11 protein-coding genes are annotated in these 15,459 nt (G+C 71.1%); 7 read left to right on the forward strand and 4 right to left on the reverse strand.

Annotation, left to right across the window (positions count from 1 at the left end; genetic code table 11):
- Positions 1-7: 7 nt before the first annotated feature.
- Together ACFWU3_RS12100 and ACFWU3_RS12105 are read right to left on the reverse strand one after the other, a co-directional pair.
- Positions 8-982, reverse strand: a complete 975-nt coding sequence (locus tag ACFWU3_RS12100; RefSeq protein ID WP_384434926.1) for an LLM class flavin-dependent oxidoreductase — start codon at positions 980-982, stop codon at positions 8-10.
- A gap of 134 nt (positions 983-1,116) precedes the next feature.
- Positions 1,117-2,577, reverse strand: coding sequence for a cytosine permease (locus ACFWU3_RS12105; RefSeq protein WP_384434929.1), 1,461 nt, complete (start codon positions 2,575-2,577; stop codon positions 1,117-1,119).
- A gap of 173 nt (positions 2,578-2,750) precedes the next feature.
- Between ACFWU3_RS12105 and ftsY the strand changes: the two genes are divergently transcribed.
- The gene (gene ftsY / locus ACFWU3_RS12110) at positions 2,751-3,974 is read left to right on the forward strand and encodes a signal recognition particle-docking protein FtsY (protein WP_313943853.1); all 1,224 of its coding nucleotides are present in this window, start codon (positions 2,751-2,753) and stop codon (positions 3,972-3,974) included.
- Positions 3,975-4,091: 117 nt separating this feature from the next.
- Here ftsY and ACFWU3_RS12115 read toward each other — a convergent pair whose 3' ends face one another.
- The gene (locus tag ACFWU3_RS12115) at positions 4,092-4,745 is read right to left on the reverse strand and encodes a bifunctional DNA primase/polymerase (RefSeq protein WP_384434932.1); all 654 of its coding nucleotides are present in this window, start codon (positions 4,743-4,745) and stop codon (positions 4,092-4,094) included.
- Positions 4,746-5,172: 427 nt separating this feature from the next.
- Here ACFWU3_RS12115 and ACFWU3_RS12120 point away from each other — a divergent pair, with 427 nt between their 5' ends.
- The 5 genes from ACFWU3_RS12120 (at position 5,173) to ffh (ending at position 12,809) form a co-directional block, all read left to right on the forward strand.
- Entirely contained in the window at positions 5,173-6,645 is a 1,473-nt protein-coding gene (locus tag ACFWU3_RS12120; RefSeq protein WP_384434935.1) for a hypothetical protein, read from the forward strand.
- 337 nt (positions 6,646-6,982) lie between these two features.
- The gene (locus ACFWU3_RS12125; RefSeq protein WP_384434938.1) at positions 6,983-8,338 is read left to right on the forward strand and encodes an ammonium transporter; all 1,356 of its coding nucleotides are present in this window, start codon (positions 6,983-6,985) and stop codon (positions 8,336-8,338) included.
- Positions 8,335-8,673 (forward strand): P-II family nitrogen regulator, encoded by a 339-nt coding sequence (locus ACFWU3_RS12130; RefSeq protein ID WP_313943849.1) that lies wholly within the window; start codon positions 8,335-8,337, stop codon positions 8,671-8,673. The genes ACFWU3_RS12125 and ACFWU3_RS12130 overlap by 4 nt, the downstream gene beginning before the upstream one ends.
- Positions 8,674-8,692: 19 nt before the next feature.
- Positions 8,693-11,155, forward strand: coding sequence for a [protein-PII] uridylyltransferase (locus tag ACFWU3_RS12135; protein ID WP_384434942.1), 2,463 nt, complete (start codon positions 8,693-8,695; stop codon positions 11,153-11,155).
- Between the two features lie 103 nt (positions 11,156-11,258).
- Positions 11,259-12,809, forward strand: a complete 1,551-nt coding sequence (ffh, locus tag ACFWU3_RS12140; protein ID WP_327679770.1) for a signal recognition particle protein — start codon at positions 11,259-11,261, stop codon at positions 12,807-12,809.
- A gap of 163 nt (positions 12,810-12,972) precedes the next feature.
- Here the strand turns inward: ffh and ACFWU3_RS12145 are convergent, their stop codons facing one another.
- Positions 12,973-13,812, reverse strand: coding sequence for a methyltransferase domain-containing protein (locus tag ACFWU3_RS12145; protein WP_384434945.1), 840 nt, complete (start codon positions 13,810-13,812; stop codon positions 12,973-12,975).
- A gap of 210 nt (positions 13,813-14,022) precedes the next feature.
- Between ACFWU3_RS12145 and proS the strand changes: the two genes are divergently transcribed.
- A complete protein-coding gene (proS, locus tag ACFWU3_RS12150) occupies positions 14,023-15,435 on the forward strand; it encodes a proline--tRNA ligase (protein ID WP_384434948.1) in 1,413 nt (470 codons plus the stop codon).
- Positions 15,436-15,459 lie beyond the last annotated feature (24 nt).

Below are 15,459 nucleotides of genomic sequence, written 5' to 3' on the forward strand. Positions count from 1 at the left end.
CCGTGCCTCACGAGGCGGTCAGCCGGGGGATCACCTGCTCGGCGAAGAGCTGGAGCGAACGCCATCCCTCGTCCAGCGGCATCCCGCCGCACAGCGGATGCAGGACCAGACTGTCGGCCCCGAGCCCCACGCACTCCTCGGGCGTGACGACCCGGTACACCCCTTCGGCGCGCAGTTCCTCGACCGTCGTCGCCTTCGACCGCACCGCCGAGCGGATGTCCGCGGACTGCCAGGAGGCATAGGTCCGCGCCTCGTGCAGGAAGTGCTCGCCGAACTCCGCCCAGGTGCGGTCGGGCTCCTCGGACAGATGCAGCAGCGGGGTCTTCTCCGCGGGCATCATGCAGAAGCCGTCCGTGCCGTACTGCGTGCGCAGTTCCTGGTAGTACGCCTCCAGTTCGGGCAGATGCGCGCTCGGGAAGAACGGCAGCCCGAGACGGGCCGCCCGCCGCGCGGCCGCCTTCGAGGAGCCGCCGACCAGCAGCAGGGGATGCGGCTGGGTGTACGGACGCGGGGTGACCTGGACCGTACGGCCGCGGTAGTCGAACGGCTCGCCCTTCCAGGCCGTCAGCAGCGTCTCCAGCAGTTCGTCCTGAAGCGCGCCGCGCCGGCTCCAGTCGGCTCCCAGCTGCTCGTACTCCTCCGGCCGGTAGCCGATGCCGGCGACGGTGACCAGCCGGCCGCGCCCGATCAGATCGAGCACCGCGATGTCCTCGGCCAGCCGCAGCGGATCGTAGAGCGGGCCGATGATCGCGGAGACGGTGACCGCGATACGGCTCGTGGCGCCGAGCACCGCCCCGGCGAACACGAAGGGGGAGGGCAGCCAGTTGTTGACCGCGCCGTGGTGCTCCTCGGTCTGGATGGTGTCGATACCGCGGTCGTCGGCGTACGCGGCCATCTCCAGCGCCGCGCGGTAACGGGCCGCGAGCGTCTCGGGTGTCGCGCCGGGATCGACGAGATTGAAGCGGGCCACTGTGAAGGCCATGGGGACGTCCCCCTCCACCGGTTGTGAACCTGGCGAGGGTGGACGTTAGCTGACGTGGTGTCAGATTCCCAGGGTCCGGACCGGCCGGGCTTCCGGTGGCGGGGGAGAAGCGGGGCTCAGTGGCACCGCCGGGGTCAGACCGACTCGCGTACGGGCTCGGCCTCCGCCGGCTTCGTGCTCACCGCGGCCGGGGTCCCGGTCCGGGGCAGCACCGCGTAGAGCGCCGCCGCCACGACGATCGTCACTCCCCAGCCGAGGCCGTTCTCGCCGAGCCACGACGAGGCGAGCGGCCCCGAGAACCAGTCGACCTGTGTGAACAGCAAGCCCACCAGCAGCGCGACGGCCCAGGAAGCCGTTGCCTGCCAGGCGAAACCGCCCCGGTACCAGTAGGCGCTGGTGCGCGTGGTGTCCATCAGGGCCGCGCCGTCGTACTCCTTCCGGCGCAGCATGTCCACGCCGAAGACACCGATCCACGCGGAGAACGCCACTGCCAGCAGCGTCAGGAACGAGATGAACGAACCGGTGAAGCTGGTCGCCACGACCATCAGCAGGAAGCCGAGGACGAGGCTGATGACCGCGTTCACGCTGACGGCCCAGGCGCGCGGGACCCGGATGCCCAGGGTCTGCGCGGTGAAGCCCGCCGAGTACATGGACATGGAGTTGATCAGCAGCATGCCGACCAGGGCGATCAGCAGATAGGGCACGGCGAGCCAGAGCGGCAGGATCTCGCCGATGAACGCGACCGGGTCGCTGGCGCTCGCCAGGTCCGGAGTCGAGACCGCCATCACGGCGCCCATCAGCACCATCGGCAGGACGACGATGCCGGCGCCGCCGATCGTCGAGCCGACCACCGCGCGGCTGGACGCGGTCCGCGGCAGATAGCGGGTGAAGTCCGGGCCCGAGGGGACCCAGCTGATCCCGCCCGCCGCGATCGTGCCGATGCCGGCGACCATCATCGCCGTCGACCCGGCGGGCTTGTCGAAGACAGCCGACCAGTCCGTGCCCGCGACCAGATGGACCAGGACGAGCACGCTGAAGGCGCCGAAGAGATAGGTCGACCAGGTGCTGCACCGCCGCAGGGCGTTGATGCCCAGCCCCGAGACGAGGAAGGTGCAGGCGACGAAGAGCAGCAGCGTCACGACGATCAGCGTGGTGTTGCTGCGTATGCCGAAGAGCAGATCCAGCACGGTCAGTACGGCATAGGCGCCGGTCACCGCGTTGATCGTCTCCCAGCCCCAGCGCGCGACCCAGATCAGCGAGCCCGGCAGCAGATTCCCGCGCTGCCCGAAGACCGCGCGGGACAGGGCCATGCCGGGGGAGCCGCCCCGCTTGCCCGCCACGGATATCAGGCCGACCATGCCGTACGAGACGACGGGGGCCGCGATCGCGACGACCAGGACCTGCCAGAAGTTCAGACCGTTGAACACCACCAGCCCCGCGCCCATCGTGAGCAACAGCACACTGATGTTGGCGGCGACCCAGGTGGGGAACAGTTCGCGCACGTGGCCTGTGCGCTCCCCGTCGGGGACGGGTTCGAGACCGCGCGTCTCGACCGCGCTCTCTGTCGCGCCTTCGGCTTCGGAGGCGTGGGGCATGGGGGAGCTCCGGGAAGAGGGTGGGGGACTCCGGGACGGTGCCGGCGCCGGCGGAAAACCGGAGTCACCAGCATCGTCTGTACCCCCCAAAAGGTCCAAATACAGTCCGAGGTCCCCGAAGGACCGTGCGACGCCGCCGCGGCCCGAGGGTCGTGGCCGATACTGGGTGGGTTATGGAAATCGTCATCCTTGCTGTAGTCATCGCCCTGGTCGCTCTCGGCGCCATCAGCGGTCTCGTGGTCAGCAGCCGCAAGAAGAAGCAGCTGCCGCCCTCCGCGCCGTCGAGCACGCCGACCATCACCGCTCCGCCCGCCGAGCCGCATGTCGGCGACGAGGCGGAGACACCGCGGGACGAGCCACGCCGGACCATCGAGGAGGTCGACCTCCCGTCGGCCGAGGAGGCCGCCGACACGCCGGTCGCCGTCGAGGACCCGGTCGTCGCCGAGCCCCCCGCCCCCGCGATCGAGATCCCGGAGCCCACCGCCGGCCGGCTCGTCCGGCTGCGCGCCCGCCTCGCCCGCTCGCAGAACTCGCTCGGCAAGGGGCTGCTCACGCTCCTGTCCCGCGAGCACCTCGACGAGGAGACCTGGGAGGAGATCGAGGACACGCTGCTCACCGCCGACGTCGGTGTGGCACCGACCCAGGAGCTCGTCGAGCGGCTGCGCGAGCGGGTCAGGGTGCTCGGCACGCGTACGCCGGACGATCTGCGCAACCTGCTCCGCGAGGAGCTGCTGGCGCTCATCGGCACCGACGTCGACCGCGCGGTCAAGACCGAGAGCGGCCTGGACACCCCCGGCGTCGTCATGGTCGTCGGTGTCAACGGCACTGGTAAGACCACCACGACCGGCAAGCTCGCCCGGGTGCTCGTCGCCGACGGCCGCTCGGTCGTCCTCGGCGCCGCGGACACCTTCCGTGCGGCGGCGGCCGACCAGCTCCAGACGTGGGGCGAGCGCGTCGGCGCCCGCACCGTGCGCGGACCCGAGGGCGGCGACCCGGCCTCGATCGCGTTCGACGCCGTGAAGGAAGGCATCGCCGAGGGCGCCGACGTGGTGCTCATCGACACGGCGGGCCGGCTGCACACCAAGACCGGCCTGATGGACGAGCTCGGCAAGGTCAAGCGCGTCGTCGAGAAGCACGGCCCGCTGGACGAGATCCTGCTGGTCCTCGACGCCACGACCGGTCAGAACGGTCTGGTGCAGGCGCGGGTGTTCGCGGAGGTCGTGGACATCACCGGCATCGTGCTGACCAAGCTCGACGGCACCGCCAAGGGCGGCATCGTCATCGCGGTCCAGCGTGAGCTGGGCGTGCCGGTCAAGCTGGTGGGTCTCGGCGAGGGCGCCGACGACCTGGCGCCGTTCGAACCGGAGGCGTTCGTCGACGCGCTCATCGGGGAGTGAGGAAGGGCCGGGGCGAGCCCCGGACCGCACACGCACGAGGGCGGGGCCGGATATTCCGGCCCCGCCCTCGTGCGTCCGTCGCCCCGCGGGCCGTCATGCGCGCGTCGCCCGTGGAGCTCAGGCCGCCGAGCGGTGGCAGATGTACGCCAGCGTGCCCAGCAGCAGCCGCGCCTGCGGCGGCGCCATGGCGGTGTCCAGCGAGGGCGCCCGCAGCCAGCTGACCGGTCCGAGGCCCGCGTGGTCGGAGGGCGGCGCGGTGATGTGGCTGCCCGGACCCAGACAGTGCAGATCGAGCCCGGCGTCGTCCCAGCCCATCCGGTAGAGCAGGTGCGGAAGTTCGGCGGCGGCGCCCGGCGCCACGAAGAACTGGCAGCGCCCGTCCGGAGTCGCCGAGACCGGGCCCAGCGGAAGTCCCATCCGCTCCAGACGCACCAGCGCGCGCCGGCCCGCCGATGCCGCGACGTCCAGGATGTCGAAGGTGCGGCCGACGGGCAGCAGCACGGCCGCGCCCGGTACCTCGGCCCACGACTTGGTGACATCGTCCAGCGTCGCGCCGGCCGGGATCTCGGGTGCGTACCCCAGGGGATGGGCCCCGGGAGACGTACAGTCCGGGACGCCGCACGAGCAGTCGCCGGCCGCGGCCCGCGCCCCCGGCACGACGGCCCAGCCCCACAAGCCGGTGTACTCCGCCACCACGGTGCACTCCGTGGTGCGGCCGCGACGTCGTGAGCCGGACCGGATGTCCCGCATGCCGCCGATAGTGAAGCCCATGCCCCCTCCAACGGGTTGCGCTCGCCGGTGGTTACGACCTGAAGTCTCCTCGTTACACAGCGTCGCAAACGATGAAGCTCCGGCGGCGCACTGTGGTGCGAGGAGTGGTGCGGACCGGGCCGCGCGCCCCTGCGCACATCGCTCCGCTCCCTCTCGATCGTCCCGTGTCAAGTGAATCGCGCCTGACCGCAAGGGAGTTCATTCGAAGGGGTGGCGAATGGTGGCGTTTCTGCAATCCCACTCGCTGAGCGGGTGATCGTAGGATTACGTTCAGTGCACGAACCCTGGAGGTGTGTGCACTCACGGGTATGCCGGGGGCAACTCGGCTTCCCGTTCGAAGGAGTGCATCCACCGTACGGAGAGCCGCAACTCGCGGCATTCTGGTAGGGGTTCGCGCGACAGGGCATCAGTGGATGGGGGCGTTCCAGTGGACGGCAGCGGCGCCGGTACGAATACCGGCAAGCGCCCGAACGAGCAGTTGAGTTCGTGGTTCGTGCGCAGCGGTTGGTCCAAGGGCGAGCTGGCACGCCAAGTCAACCGCCGGGCGCGGCAGATGGGCGCCCACCACATCAGCACCGACACCTCGCGGGTGCGGCGCTGGCTCGACGGCGAGCAGCCGCGCGAGCCGATTCCGCGGATCCTGTCGGAACTGTTCTCGGAGCGCTTCGGCAGCGTCGTGGCGATCGAGGACCTCGGTCTCCGCTCCGCGCACCAGTCACCCTCGGTGTCCGGCGTGGACCTTCCCTGGGCGGGCCCGCAGACCGTCGCCCTGCTCAGCGAGTTCTCGCGCAGCGACCTGATGCTGGCGCGGCGCGGCTTCCTCGGGACATCGCTGGCACTGGCTGCGGGACCCGCCCTCGTCGAGCCCATGCAGCGCTGGCTGGTGCCCTCGCCCGCCTCCGAGCAGGGCGCGCCCGAGCCGGCTGCCGGCGGGCGCAGGGGCTCCCGGCTCTCCGGTCCCGAGCTGGATCTGCTCGAATCCACCACCGCGATGTTCCGCCAGTGGGACGCCCAGTGCGGCGGGGGGCTGCGCCGCAAGGCGGTCGTCGGCCAGCTGCACGAGGTCACCGACCTGCTCCAGGAACCGCAGCCGCAGGAGACCTCCCGGCGTCTGTTCGTCTGCGCGGCGGAACTCGCCGAACTCGCCGGCTGGATGAGCTACGACGTGGGCCTCCAGCCCACCGCGCAGAAGTACTTCGTGCTGGCGCTGCACGCCGCCAAGGAGGCGGGCGACAAGCCGCTCGGTTCGTACATTCTGTCGTCGATGAGCCGCCAGATGATCCACCTGGGGCGGCCCGACGACGCGCTGGAACTCGTCCATCTCGCCCAGTACGGCAGCCGTGACTGCGCCACCCCGCGCACCCAGGCCATGCTGTATGCGATGGAGGCCCGCGCGTACGCCAACATGGGCCAGCCCAGCAAGTGCAAGCGAGCCGTCCGGATGGCCGAGGACACCTTCTCCGACGCCGGCATCGACGGCGAGCCCGAGCCCGACTGGATCCGGTTCTTCTCCGAGGCCGAGCTCAACGGCGAGAACGCCCATTCCTACCGCGACCTGGCCTATGTGGCCGGCCGCAGCCCCACGTACGCCTCCCTCGCCGAGCCGGTCATGGAGCGCGCCGTCGACCTCTTCGGCAAGGACGACGAGCACCAGCGGTCGTACGCACTGAATCTGATCGGCATGGCGACGGTCCATCTGCTCAAGAGGGAGCCCGAGCAGTCGACGGCCCTCGCGTCCCAGGCCCTCACCGTCGCCCGGCGGGTCCGTTCCGAGCGGGTCAACACCCGGCTCCGCAAGACCGTGGACACCGCCGCCCGCGACTTCGGCGACGTGCCCGAGGTCGTCCACCTCACCGACCTGCTGACCTCGCAGCTGCCCGAGACCGCGGAGGCCGTCTGAGGGCCGCGCCCCCGACACCCGGACCCGCGTCCCCTTGTACTCCGGCCGCGGCGATCACCCCGACAGCCCGACTCGGCTCCCCCGTGCCAGGTCAATCGGGTGACCGCCGCGGCCGGTCCGTGATGTGCGCAGAGGATACGCCCGGCCCACATCTGTGAGCCGTCGGTTCATGACCGCGTAACACGCCGGACCTCTTCGTCACCACGGCGAAACATCGTGCGGCATCGTCGGAAACCGCGCTGCGCCAACCTCATGGCGCATAACCGGCTCGCCCGAACCGCTCAGGCTCCGGAAGTTTCCCGGCACCCGCCGCCGCACCGACGACGAGGAGACGCCGATGCCTCCAGGCATCTCGACGCTTGCCGCAGACGCACCCACGCTGTCTGCCGCCAACACCGGCTTCATGCTCATCTGCTCCGCCCTCGTGATGCTGATGACGCCGGCCCTGGCCTTCTTCTACGGAGGCATGGTCCGCGTCAAGTCCACGCTGAACATGCTCATGATGAGCTTCATCAGCCTGGGCATCGTGACCATCCTCTGGGTCCTGTACGGATTCAGCCTCGCCTTCGGCACCGACCACGGCTCCCTCATCGGCTGGTCGTCCGACTACCTGGGCCTGAGCGGCCTCGGCCTCACGGAGCTGTGGGACGGCTACACCATCCCGGTGTACGTCTTCGCCGTGTTCCAGCTGATGTTCGCCATCATCACCCCCGCGCTGATCAGCGGTGCGCTCGCGGACCGGGTGAAGTTCACCGCCTGGGCGCTGTTCATCACCCTGTGGGTCACCGTGGTCTACTTCCCGGTCGCCCACTGGGTCTGGGGCGCGGGCGGCTGGCTCTTCGAGATGGGTGTCATCGACTTCGCCGGCGGTACCGCCGTCCACATCAACGCGGGTGCCGCGGCCCTCGGCGTGATCCTCGTCATCGGTAAGCGGGTCGGCTTCAAGAAGGACCCGATGCGGCCGCACAGCCTCCCGCTGGTGATGCTGGGCGCCGGCCTCCTGTGGTTCGGCTGGTTCGGCTTCAACGCCGGCTCGTGGCTCGGCAACGACGACGGCGTGGGCGCCGTGATGTTCGTCAACACCCAGGTCGCCACCGCCGCCGCCATGCTCGCCTGGCTGGCCTACGAGAAGATCCGCCACGGCGCGTTCACCACCCTCGGCGCCGCCTCCGGCGCGGTCGCCGGTCTTGTCGCCATCACGCCCTCCGGCGGTGCCGTCAGCCCGCTCGGCGCCATCGCGGTGGGTGCCATCGCCGGTGTGCTGTGCGCCATGGCCGTGGGCCTGAAGTTCCGGTTCGGCTACGACGACTCCCTCGACGTCGTCGGCGTCCACCTCGTCGGCGGTGTCGTCGGATCCCTGCTGGTCGGCTTCTTCGCCACCGGCGGAGTGCAGTCGGACGCGAAGGGCCTGTTCTACGGCGGCGGACTCGACCAGCTCGGCAAGCAGGCCACCGGAGTCTTCGCGGTCCTGGCCTACTCTCTGGTGGCCTCGGCACTCCTCGCCTTCGTCATCGACAAGGTGATGGGCATGCGGGTCGACGAGGACGTCGAGGTCTCCGGCATCGACCAGGACGAGCACGCGGAGACCGCGTATGACTTCAGCGGAGCGGGCGGCGGTGCCGGGTCCCGCAAGGCAGCCCCCGCGCCGAGTGACGCCGTTCCCGCAGCGCCGAACAAGAAGGTGGACGCATGAAGCTCATCACCGCAGTCGTGAAGCCGCACCGGCTGGACGAGATCAAGGAGGCCCTCCAGGCCTTCGGCGTCCAGGGGCTCACGGTCACCGAGGCCAGCGGATACGGCCGCCAGCGCGGCCACACCGAGGTCTACCGGGGTGCGGAGTACACGGTCGACCTCGTACCGAAGATCCGCATCGAGGTGCTGGTCGAGGACGAAGAGGCCGAACAGCTCATCGACGTGGTGGTCAAGGCCGCCCGTACGGGCAAGATCGGTGACGGCAAGGTGTGGAGCGTTCCCGTCGAGACGGCGGTACGGGTGCGCACGGGCGAACGCGGCCCGGACGCGCTGTAGGACGAAAGGGAGCTGCCGGGTGACGAGCCTCGAAGTGACGACCGACGCGGAAGACTCGGGACCCAGCGGCTACGCGGCGGCCCGGCTGCGCCTTCTCACCGAGAAGGAGCGGTCCGGGCCGCCGCGCCGTGCGGCGCTGGCCGGCCTCACGGACCGGTGGCTGGCGGCGCTGTTCACCACCGCCTGCGAGGAGGCCGGGGTGCGCGGCGCGGCGCTCGTGGCCGTCGGCGGCTACGGGCGGGGCGAGCTGTCCCCGCGCAGCGACCTCGACCTGCTGCTGCTCCACGACGGTTCCGCGGGCTCCGGCGCGATCGCCACCCTCGCGGACCGCATCTGGTACCCGGTGTGGGACCTCGGGCTCGCCCTCGACCACTCCGTACGCACCCCGGGCGAGGCGCGCAAGACGGCGGGCGAGGACCTGAAGGTCCAGCTCGGGCTGCTGGACGCCCGCCCGGTCGCCGGTGATCTGGGGCTGGTCTCCGCGCTGCGCACCACCGTGCTCGCCGACTGGCGCAATCAGGCCACCAAGCGGCTGCCCGAGCTGGACGAGCTGTGCCGGGAACGGGCCGAGCGCCACGGCGAGTTGCAGTTCCTGCTGGAGCCCGACCTCAAGGAGGCGCGCGGCGGGCTGCGGGACGCCACCGCACTGCGGGCCGTCGCCGCATCCTGGCTCGCCGACGCCCCGCGTGAGGGCCTCGCCGAGGCGCGCCGGACCCTGCTCGACGCCCGGGACGCTCTGCACCTGGTCACCGGACGGGCCACCGACCGCCTCGCCCTCCAGGAGCAGGACCAGGTCGCCGCCGAGCTCGGCCTGCTGGACGCCGACGCCCTGCTGCGACAGGTGTACGAGGCGGCCCGGACCGTCTCGTACGCCACCGACGTCACCTGGCGCGAGGTGAACCGCGTCCTCAAGGCGCGGTCCGTACGCCCCCGGCTGAGGGCCATGCTGGGCGCGGGCCGGCGGCCGGAGCCGGAGCGCACCCCCCTGGCCGAGGGCGTCGTCGAGTTCGACGGCGAGGTGGTGCTCGCCCGCACCGTGAAGCCCGAACGCGACCCCGTGCTGCCGCTGCGCGCCGCCGCGGCAGCCGCCCAGAACGGGCTGCCGCTCTCCCTGCACGCCGTACGGCGGCTCGCGGCCGCCACCCGCCCGCTGCCCGTGCCGTGGCCCGCCGAGGCACGCGAGGAGCTCGTCACCCTGCTCGGCGCCGGTGAGTCCACCGTCGCCGTCTGGGAGGCCCTGGAGGCCGAAGGGCTGATCACCCGGCTGCTGCCCGACTGGGAGCGGGTGCGCTGCCGGCCGCAGCGCAACGCCGTGCACACCTGGACCGTCGACCGGCACCTCGTCGAGGCCGCCGTCAAAGCCTCCGCGCTCACCCGCCGCGTCCACCGCCCCGACCTGCTGCTGGTCGCCGCCCTGCTGCACGACATCGGCAAGGGCTGGCCGGGTGACCACTCGGTCGCGGGCGAGACGATCGCCAAGGACGTCGCCACCCGGATCGGCTTCGACCGTGCCGACGTCGCCGTCATCGCCACCCTCGTCCGTCATCATCTGCTGCTCATCGAGACCGCCACCCGGCGCGATCTGGACGACCCGGCGACCGTGGCCTCCGTCGCTGCCGTCGTGAAGTCCCCAGGCACGCTGGAGCTGCTGCACGCCCTGACCGAGGCGGACGCGCTGGCCACCGGGCCGGCCGCCTGGTCGACCTGGCGCGGCTCGCTCGTGACCGACCTGGTCAAGCGGGTCGCCGGCGTCCTGGCGGGGGAGACCCCCGAGGAGCCGGAGCCCACCGCCCCCAGCGCGGAGCAGGAGCGGCTCGCGGTCGAGGCGCTGCGTACCGGCGGCCCGGTGCTCTCGCTGCACGCACAGGCCGACCACGCCCAGGGGGAGCGGGAGGATGACGGCGAGCCCGAGCCGGTCGGTGTGGAGCTGCTGATCGCCCTGCCCGACCAGCCGCGAGTGCTGCCCGCCGCCGCCGGAGTCCTCGCCCTGCACCGGCTCACGGTCCGTGCGGCGGATCTGAGCGCCGTCGAGCTGCCGAGCGAGGTGGGGCCGGGGTCCGTCCTCGTCCTGAACTGGCGGGTCGCCGCCGCCTTCGGTTCGCTCCCGCAGGCCGCCCGGCTGCGGGCCGACCTCGTCCGTGCCCTCGACGGCTCGCTCGACATCGCGTCCCGGCTCGCCGAACGCGAGGCCGCCTATCCGCGGCGCCGCGGAGTGCAGGCCCCGCCGCCCCGGGTGACCGTGGCCTCCGCGGCCTCCCGGCACGCCACCGTGATCGAGGTCCGTGCCCAGGACGCCCCCGGGCTGTTGCACCGCATCGGCCACGCGCTGGAAACGGCCGGCGTGCGGGTGCGCAGCGCCCATGTCTCGACCCTCGGCGCCAACGCGGTCGACACCGTCTACATCACGGCCGCGGACGGGTCGATGCTCTCCGACGCCAGCGCGGCCGACGTGGCACGCGAGGTGGAGCAGGCGCTGCGCTGAACGGTGTCCGGAAAGCTCCTGACGGGCCTGGTAACGCAATTTGTGCGGCCGGATACCCTGGGGGCGACTGACTCAGCCCCCGACCCGAGGATCTGCGACCACCGTGTTCGATACCCTTTCCGATCGTCTCAGTGCGACGTTCAAGACACTCCGCGGTCGGGGCCGCCTGTCCGAGGCGGACATCGACTCCGCAGCACGCGAGATCCGTATCGCGCTGCTCGAAGCGGACGTCGCCCTTCCCGTGGTCCGTGCGTTCATCGCGAACGTCAAGCAGCGGGCCATGGGCGCCGAAGTCTCGAAGGCGCTGAACCCCAGCCAGCAGGTCATCAAGATCGTCAACGAGGAGCTCATCGGCATCCTCGGCGGCGAGACCCGCCGGCTCCGCTTCGCCAAGCAGCCCCCGACCGTGATCATGCTCGCGGGTCTCCAGGGTGCCGGTAAGACCACCCTCGCCGGAAAGCTCGGCCTCTGGCTCAAGGGGCAGGGCCACTCTCCGCTGCTCGTCGCCTGTGACCTCCAGCGGCCCAACGCCGTGAACCAGCTCGCGGTGGTCGCCGAGCGCGCGGGCGTCGCGGTCTACGCGCCGGAGCCCGGCAACGGCGTCGGTGACCCGGTCAAGGTCGCCAAGGACTCCATCGAGCACGCCAAGGCCAAGCAGTACGACGTGGTCGTCGTCGACACCGCTGGCCGTCTGGGCATCGACCAGGAGCTGATGCAGCAGGCCGCGGACATCCGCGACGCCGTCAGCCCCGACGAGGTCCTCTTCGTCGTCGACGCCATGATCGGTCAGGACGCGGTCAACACCGCCGAGGCCTTCCGCGACGGTGTCGGCTTCGACGGCGTGGTGCTCTCCAAGCTCGACGGTGACGCCCGCGGTGGTGCGGCGCTCTCCATCGCGCACGTCACCGGCCGCCAGATCATGTTCGCCTCCAACGGCGAGAAGCTGGACGAGTTCGACGCGTTCCACCCGGACCGCATGGCGTCCCGCATCCTCGGCATGGGCGATGTGCTCAGCCTGATCGAGAAGGCCGAGCAGACCTTCAGCCAGGAAGAGGCCGCCAAAATGGCCTCCAAGCTGGCGAGCAGCAAGGGCAAGGACTTCACGCTCGACGACTTCCTGGCCCAGATGGAGCAGGTCCGCAAGATGGGCTCCATCTCCAAGCTGCTCGGGATGCTGCCCGGCATGGGGCAGATGAAGGACCAGATCAACAACATCGACGAGCGCGAGGTGGACCGTACCGCCGCGATCATCAAGTCGATGACCCCGGCCGAGCGCCAGGACCCGACGATCATCAACGGCTCACGCCGTGCCCGTGTCGCCAGGGGCTCCGGTGTCGAGGTCAGTGCCGTGAAGAACCTGGTGGAGCGGTTCTTCGAGGCCCGCAAGATGATGTCGCGCATGGCCCAGGGCGGCGGGATGCCGGGCATGCCCGGGATGCCCGGCACGGGTGGCGGCCCCGGCCGTCAGAAGAAGCAGATCAAGCAGGCAAAGGGCAAGCGCAAGAGCGGCAACCCGATGAAGCGCAAGGCCGAAGAAGAGGCCGCCGCTGCCCGCCGCGAGCAGGCCGCCGCGCAGGGCGGTGCCTTCGGTCTCCCGGGCGGTCAGGACCAGGACTTCGAACTGCCGGACGAGTTCAAGAAGTTCATGGGCTGACGGCTCACACACATGGCGCGAGGGGCCCACGGCCGGCAGGCCGTGGGCCCCTCGCGTGCTCTCGCGCCGCATCCGCGTGGCACCGCACCCGCGCGTGGGCCCGCTCACGACCCTCGCAGGCGCGACCGGCCGTCCCCTCCCGTCGGAAGGGACGGTCCGCGTCTCAGGGGGTCCGGGTTATCAGATAGCGGAAGACGTTCGGCATCCACACCGTCCCGTCACCGCGGACGTAGGGATGCAGCGCTTCCGCCATCTCCTTGCGGACCTGCGCCAGGTCGGTGGCGCGCACCGCCGCCGAGTAGAGCCCCGTCGACAGCAGCCCCCGCACCGCACTGTCCAGGTCCGCGTACCCGAAGGGGCACGCCACCCGGCCCGAGCCGTCCGGTTTCAGTCCCGCCTTCGAGGCCACGTCCTCCAGGTCGTCCCGTCGCGCGGGCCGCCAGCCGCTGCCGCGCAGCCGCTCGGCCACCCGCAGCACGCCCGCCGTGGCGCAGCGCTCCGGCGGTCCCCACCCGGTGAGCACCACCGCGCTTCCGCGCTCGCCGAGCTCCACGGCCTCTTCCAGCGCCGGTCCGAGCCCCTCGGTGTCACCGGCGGCACAGCCGATCGGCTGGAACGCCGTGATCATGTTGTACGGGGATCCGGCCGCACCAGCGTCCCGCACCTCGCCGTCCACCAGGTCGACGTCCGGCGGGCCCGCGCCCGGCGTCGAGGCGGCGGACGGTGTCATCCGTTCCTTCGCCAGAGCGAGCCGCTCGCGGTCCGTGTCGACGCCCGTCACGCTCGCTCCGCGCGAAGCGGCGATCAGCAGGGCCAGACCGGAGCCGCAGCCGAGGCCGAGCAGCCGGGTCCGTGAACCGACCTCCAGTCGTGAGTACACCGCTTCGTACAGCGGCACCAGCATCCGTTCCTGGATTTCGGCCCAGTCCCGGGCCCGTGCGCACGCCTCGGCGGGCGTCGGTGACGCCGTACGGGGTCGGTGTCGGACGAGCGTTGGTGTCATGGAAAGCGCCCCAATCCGCCGTGTGTGGCCGAGTACTGGACTGCCCCCGTGTTTCCGTGCGATCCCCCGTATGCCAGAGAACTCCCCATGCGTCCCCGCGTCCAGGGGGCGTGGGGGGAATGCTTGGGTTCCCGGAGCTTCCCGCACGCGTGTGCGCCCCGGCTCCGGTCGATTCACGGGACGGACCCGTGTCGCCGTACGATGCGCGCCATGGCAAAGGCACCCGTTCTCACGCCCCAGGCTGAAGACTTCCCTCGCTGGTACCAGGACCTGATCAACAAGGCCGAGTTGGCGGACAACGGCCCGGTGCGCGGCACCATGGTCATCCGGCCGTACGGCTACGGCCTGTGGGAGCGGATGCAGCAGGAGATGGATGCCCGTATCAAGGACGCGGGTGCCCAGAACGCCTACTTCCCGCTCTTCATCCCCCAGTCTTACCTGACTCGCGAGGCTGAGCACGTCGAGGGCTTCGCGCCCGAGCTCGCCGTGGTCACGCACGGTGGCGGCAAGGAGCTCGAGGAGCCCGTCGTCGTCCGCCCCACCTCCGAGACGATCATCAACGACTACTTCTCGAAGTGGGTGCAGAGCTACCGGGATCTGCCGCTGCTGATCAACCAGTGGGCGAACGTGGTCCGTTGGGAGATGCGCCCGCGGGTCTTCCTGCGGACGACGGAATTCCTCTGGCAGGAGGGCCACACGGCCCATGCCACCTACGAGGAGGCCCGGGACTACGCCGCGCACATCCACAGGAACGTGTACGCGGCCTTCATGGTCGACGTCCTCGGCATCGACGTCGTCCTCGGCCGCAAGACCGCCCGTGAGCGGTTCGCCGGAGCCGTCAACACCCTGACGCTGGAAGGGATGATGGGCGACGGCAAGGCGCTTCAGATGGGCACGAGCCATGAGCTCGGCACCAACTTCGCCAAGGCCTTCAACACCCAGTACCTGTCCAAGGACGGCAAGCAGGAGCTCGTCTGGCAGACCTCCTGGGGCAGCTCCACCCGGATGGTCGGCGGACTGATCATGTCCCACGGCGACGACAACGGACTGCGCGTCCCGCCGCGCCTCGCGGCCGTCCAGGTCGTCGTCATGGCCATCAAGGGCGACGAGGCCGTCGCCAAGGTGCGCGAGATCGGCGACCGGCTGAAGGCCGCCGGTCTGCGCGTCCACGTCGACGACCGTACGGACACGCCGTTCGGCCGCCGCGCGGTCGACTGGGAGCTCAAGGGCGTCCCGGTGCGTATCGAGATCGGTCCGCGGGACCTGGAGGAGGGCACCGCGATGCTCGCCCGCCGGATTCCGGGAGGCAAGGAACCGGTCCGCATCGACGACCTGGCCGGACTGCTGCCAGGGCTGCTGGAGGAGGACCAGGCCCGGCTGCTGCGCGAATCCCGCGAACGGCGCGAGTCCCGTACCGCCGATGTGACCGGGATCGGCGAGGCCGCCGAGGCCGCCACCGCCGGCGGCTGGGCCAGGATTCCCTGGGCGACGCTGGGCCAGGAGGGTGAGGCGAAGCTCGCCGAGCAGTCGGTGTCGGTGCGCTGTCTCGTCGCCGAGGACGGGTCGGTTCCCGACGCGGACGACGCGCCGGGTAATGTCGCGATCGTCGCGCGGGCCTACTGAGGCGGCGCGTCCCGCGCCACGCGG

Origin of the sequence: Streptomyces sp. NPDC058685 (assembly GCF_042714725.1) — a bacterium.
Classification (GTDB): Bacteria; Actinomycetota; Actinomycetes; order Streptomycetales; family Streptomycetaceae; genus Streptomyces.

Coding starts and splice junctions, on each gene's coding strand:
- ACFWU3_RS12100 (WP_384434926.1), bottom strand. CDS start 982: ATGGCCTTCACAGTGGCCCGCTTCAATCTCGTCGATCCCGGCGCGACA.
- ACFWU3_RS12105 (WP_384434929.1), bottom strand. CDS start 2,577: ATGCCCCACGCCTCCGAAGCCGAAGGCGCGACAGAGAGCGCGGTCGAG.
- ftsY (WP_313943853.1), top strand. CDS start 2,751: ATGGAAATCGTCATCCTTGCTGTAGTCATCGCCCTGGTCGCTCTCGGC.
- ACFWU3_RS12115 (WP_384434932.1), bottom strand. CDS start 4,745: ATGGGCTTCACTATCGGCGGCATGCGGGACATCCGGTCCGGCTCACGA.
- ACFWU3_RS12125 (WP_384434938.1), top strand. CDS start 6,983: ATGCCTCCAGGCATCTCGACGCTTGCCGCAGACGCACCCACGCTGTCT.
- ACFWU3_RS12130 (WP_313943849.1), top strand. CDS start 8,335: ATGAAGCTCATCACCGCAGTCGTGAAGCCGCACCGGCTGGACGAGATC.
- ACFWU3_RS12145 (WP_384434945.1), bottom strand. CDS start 13,812: ATGACACCAACGCTCGTCCGACACCGACCCCGTACGGCGTCACCGACG.
- proS (WP_384434948.1), top strand. CDS start 14,023: ATGGCAAAGGCACCCGTTCTCACGCCCCAGGCTGAAGACTTCCCTCGC.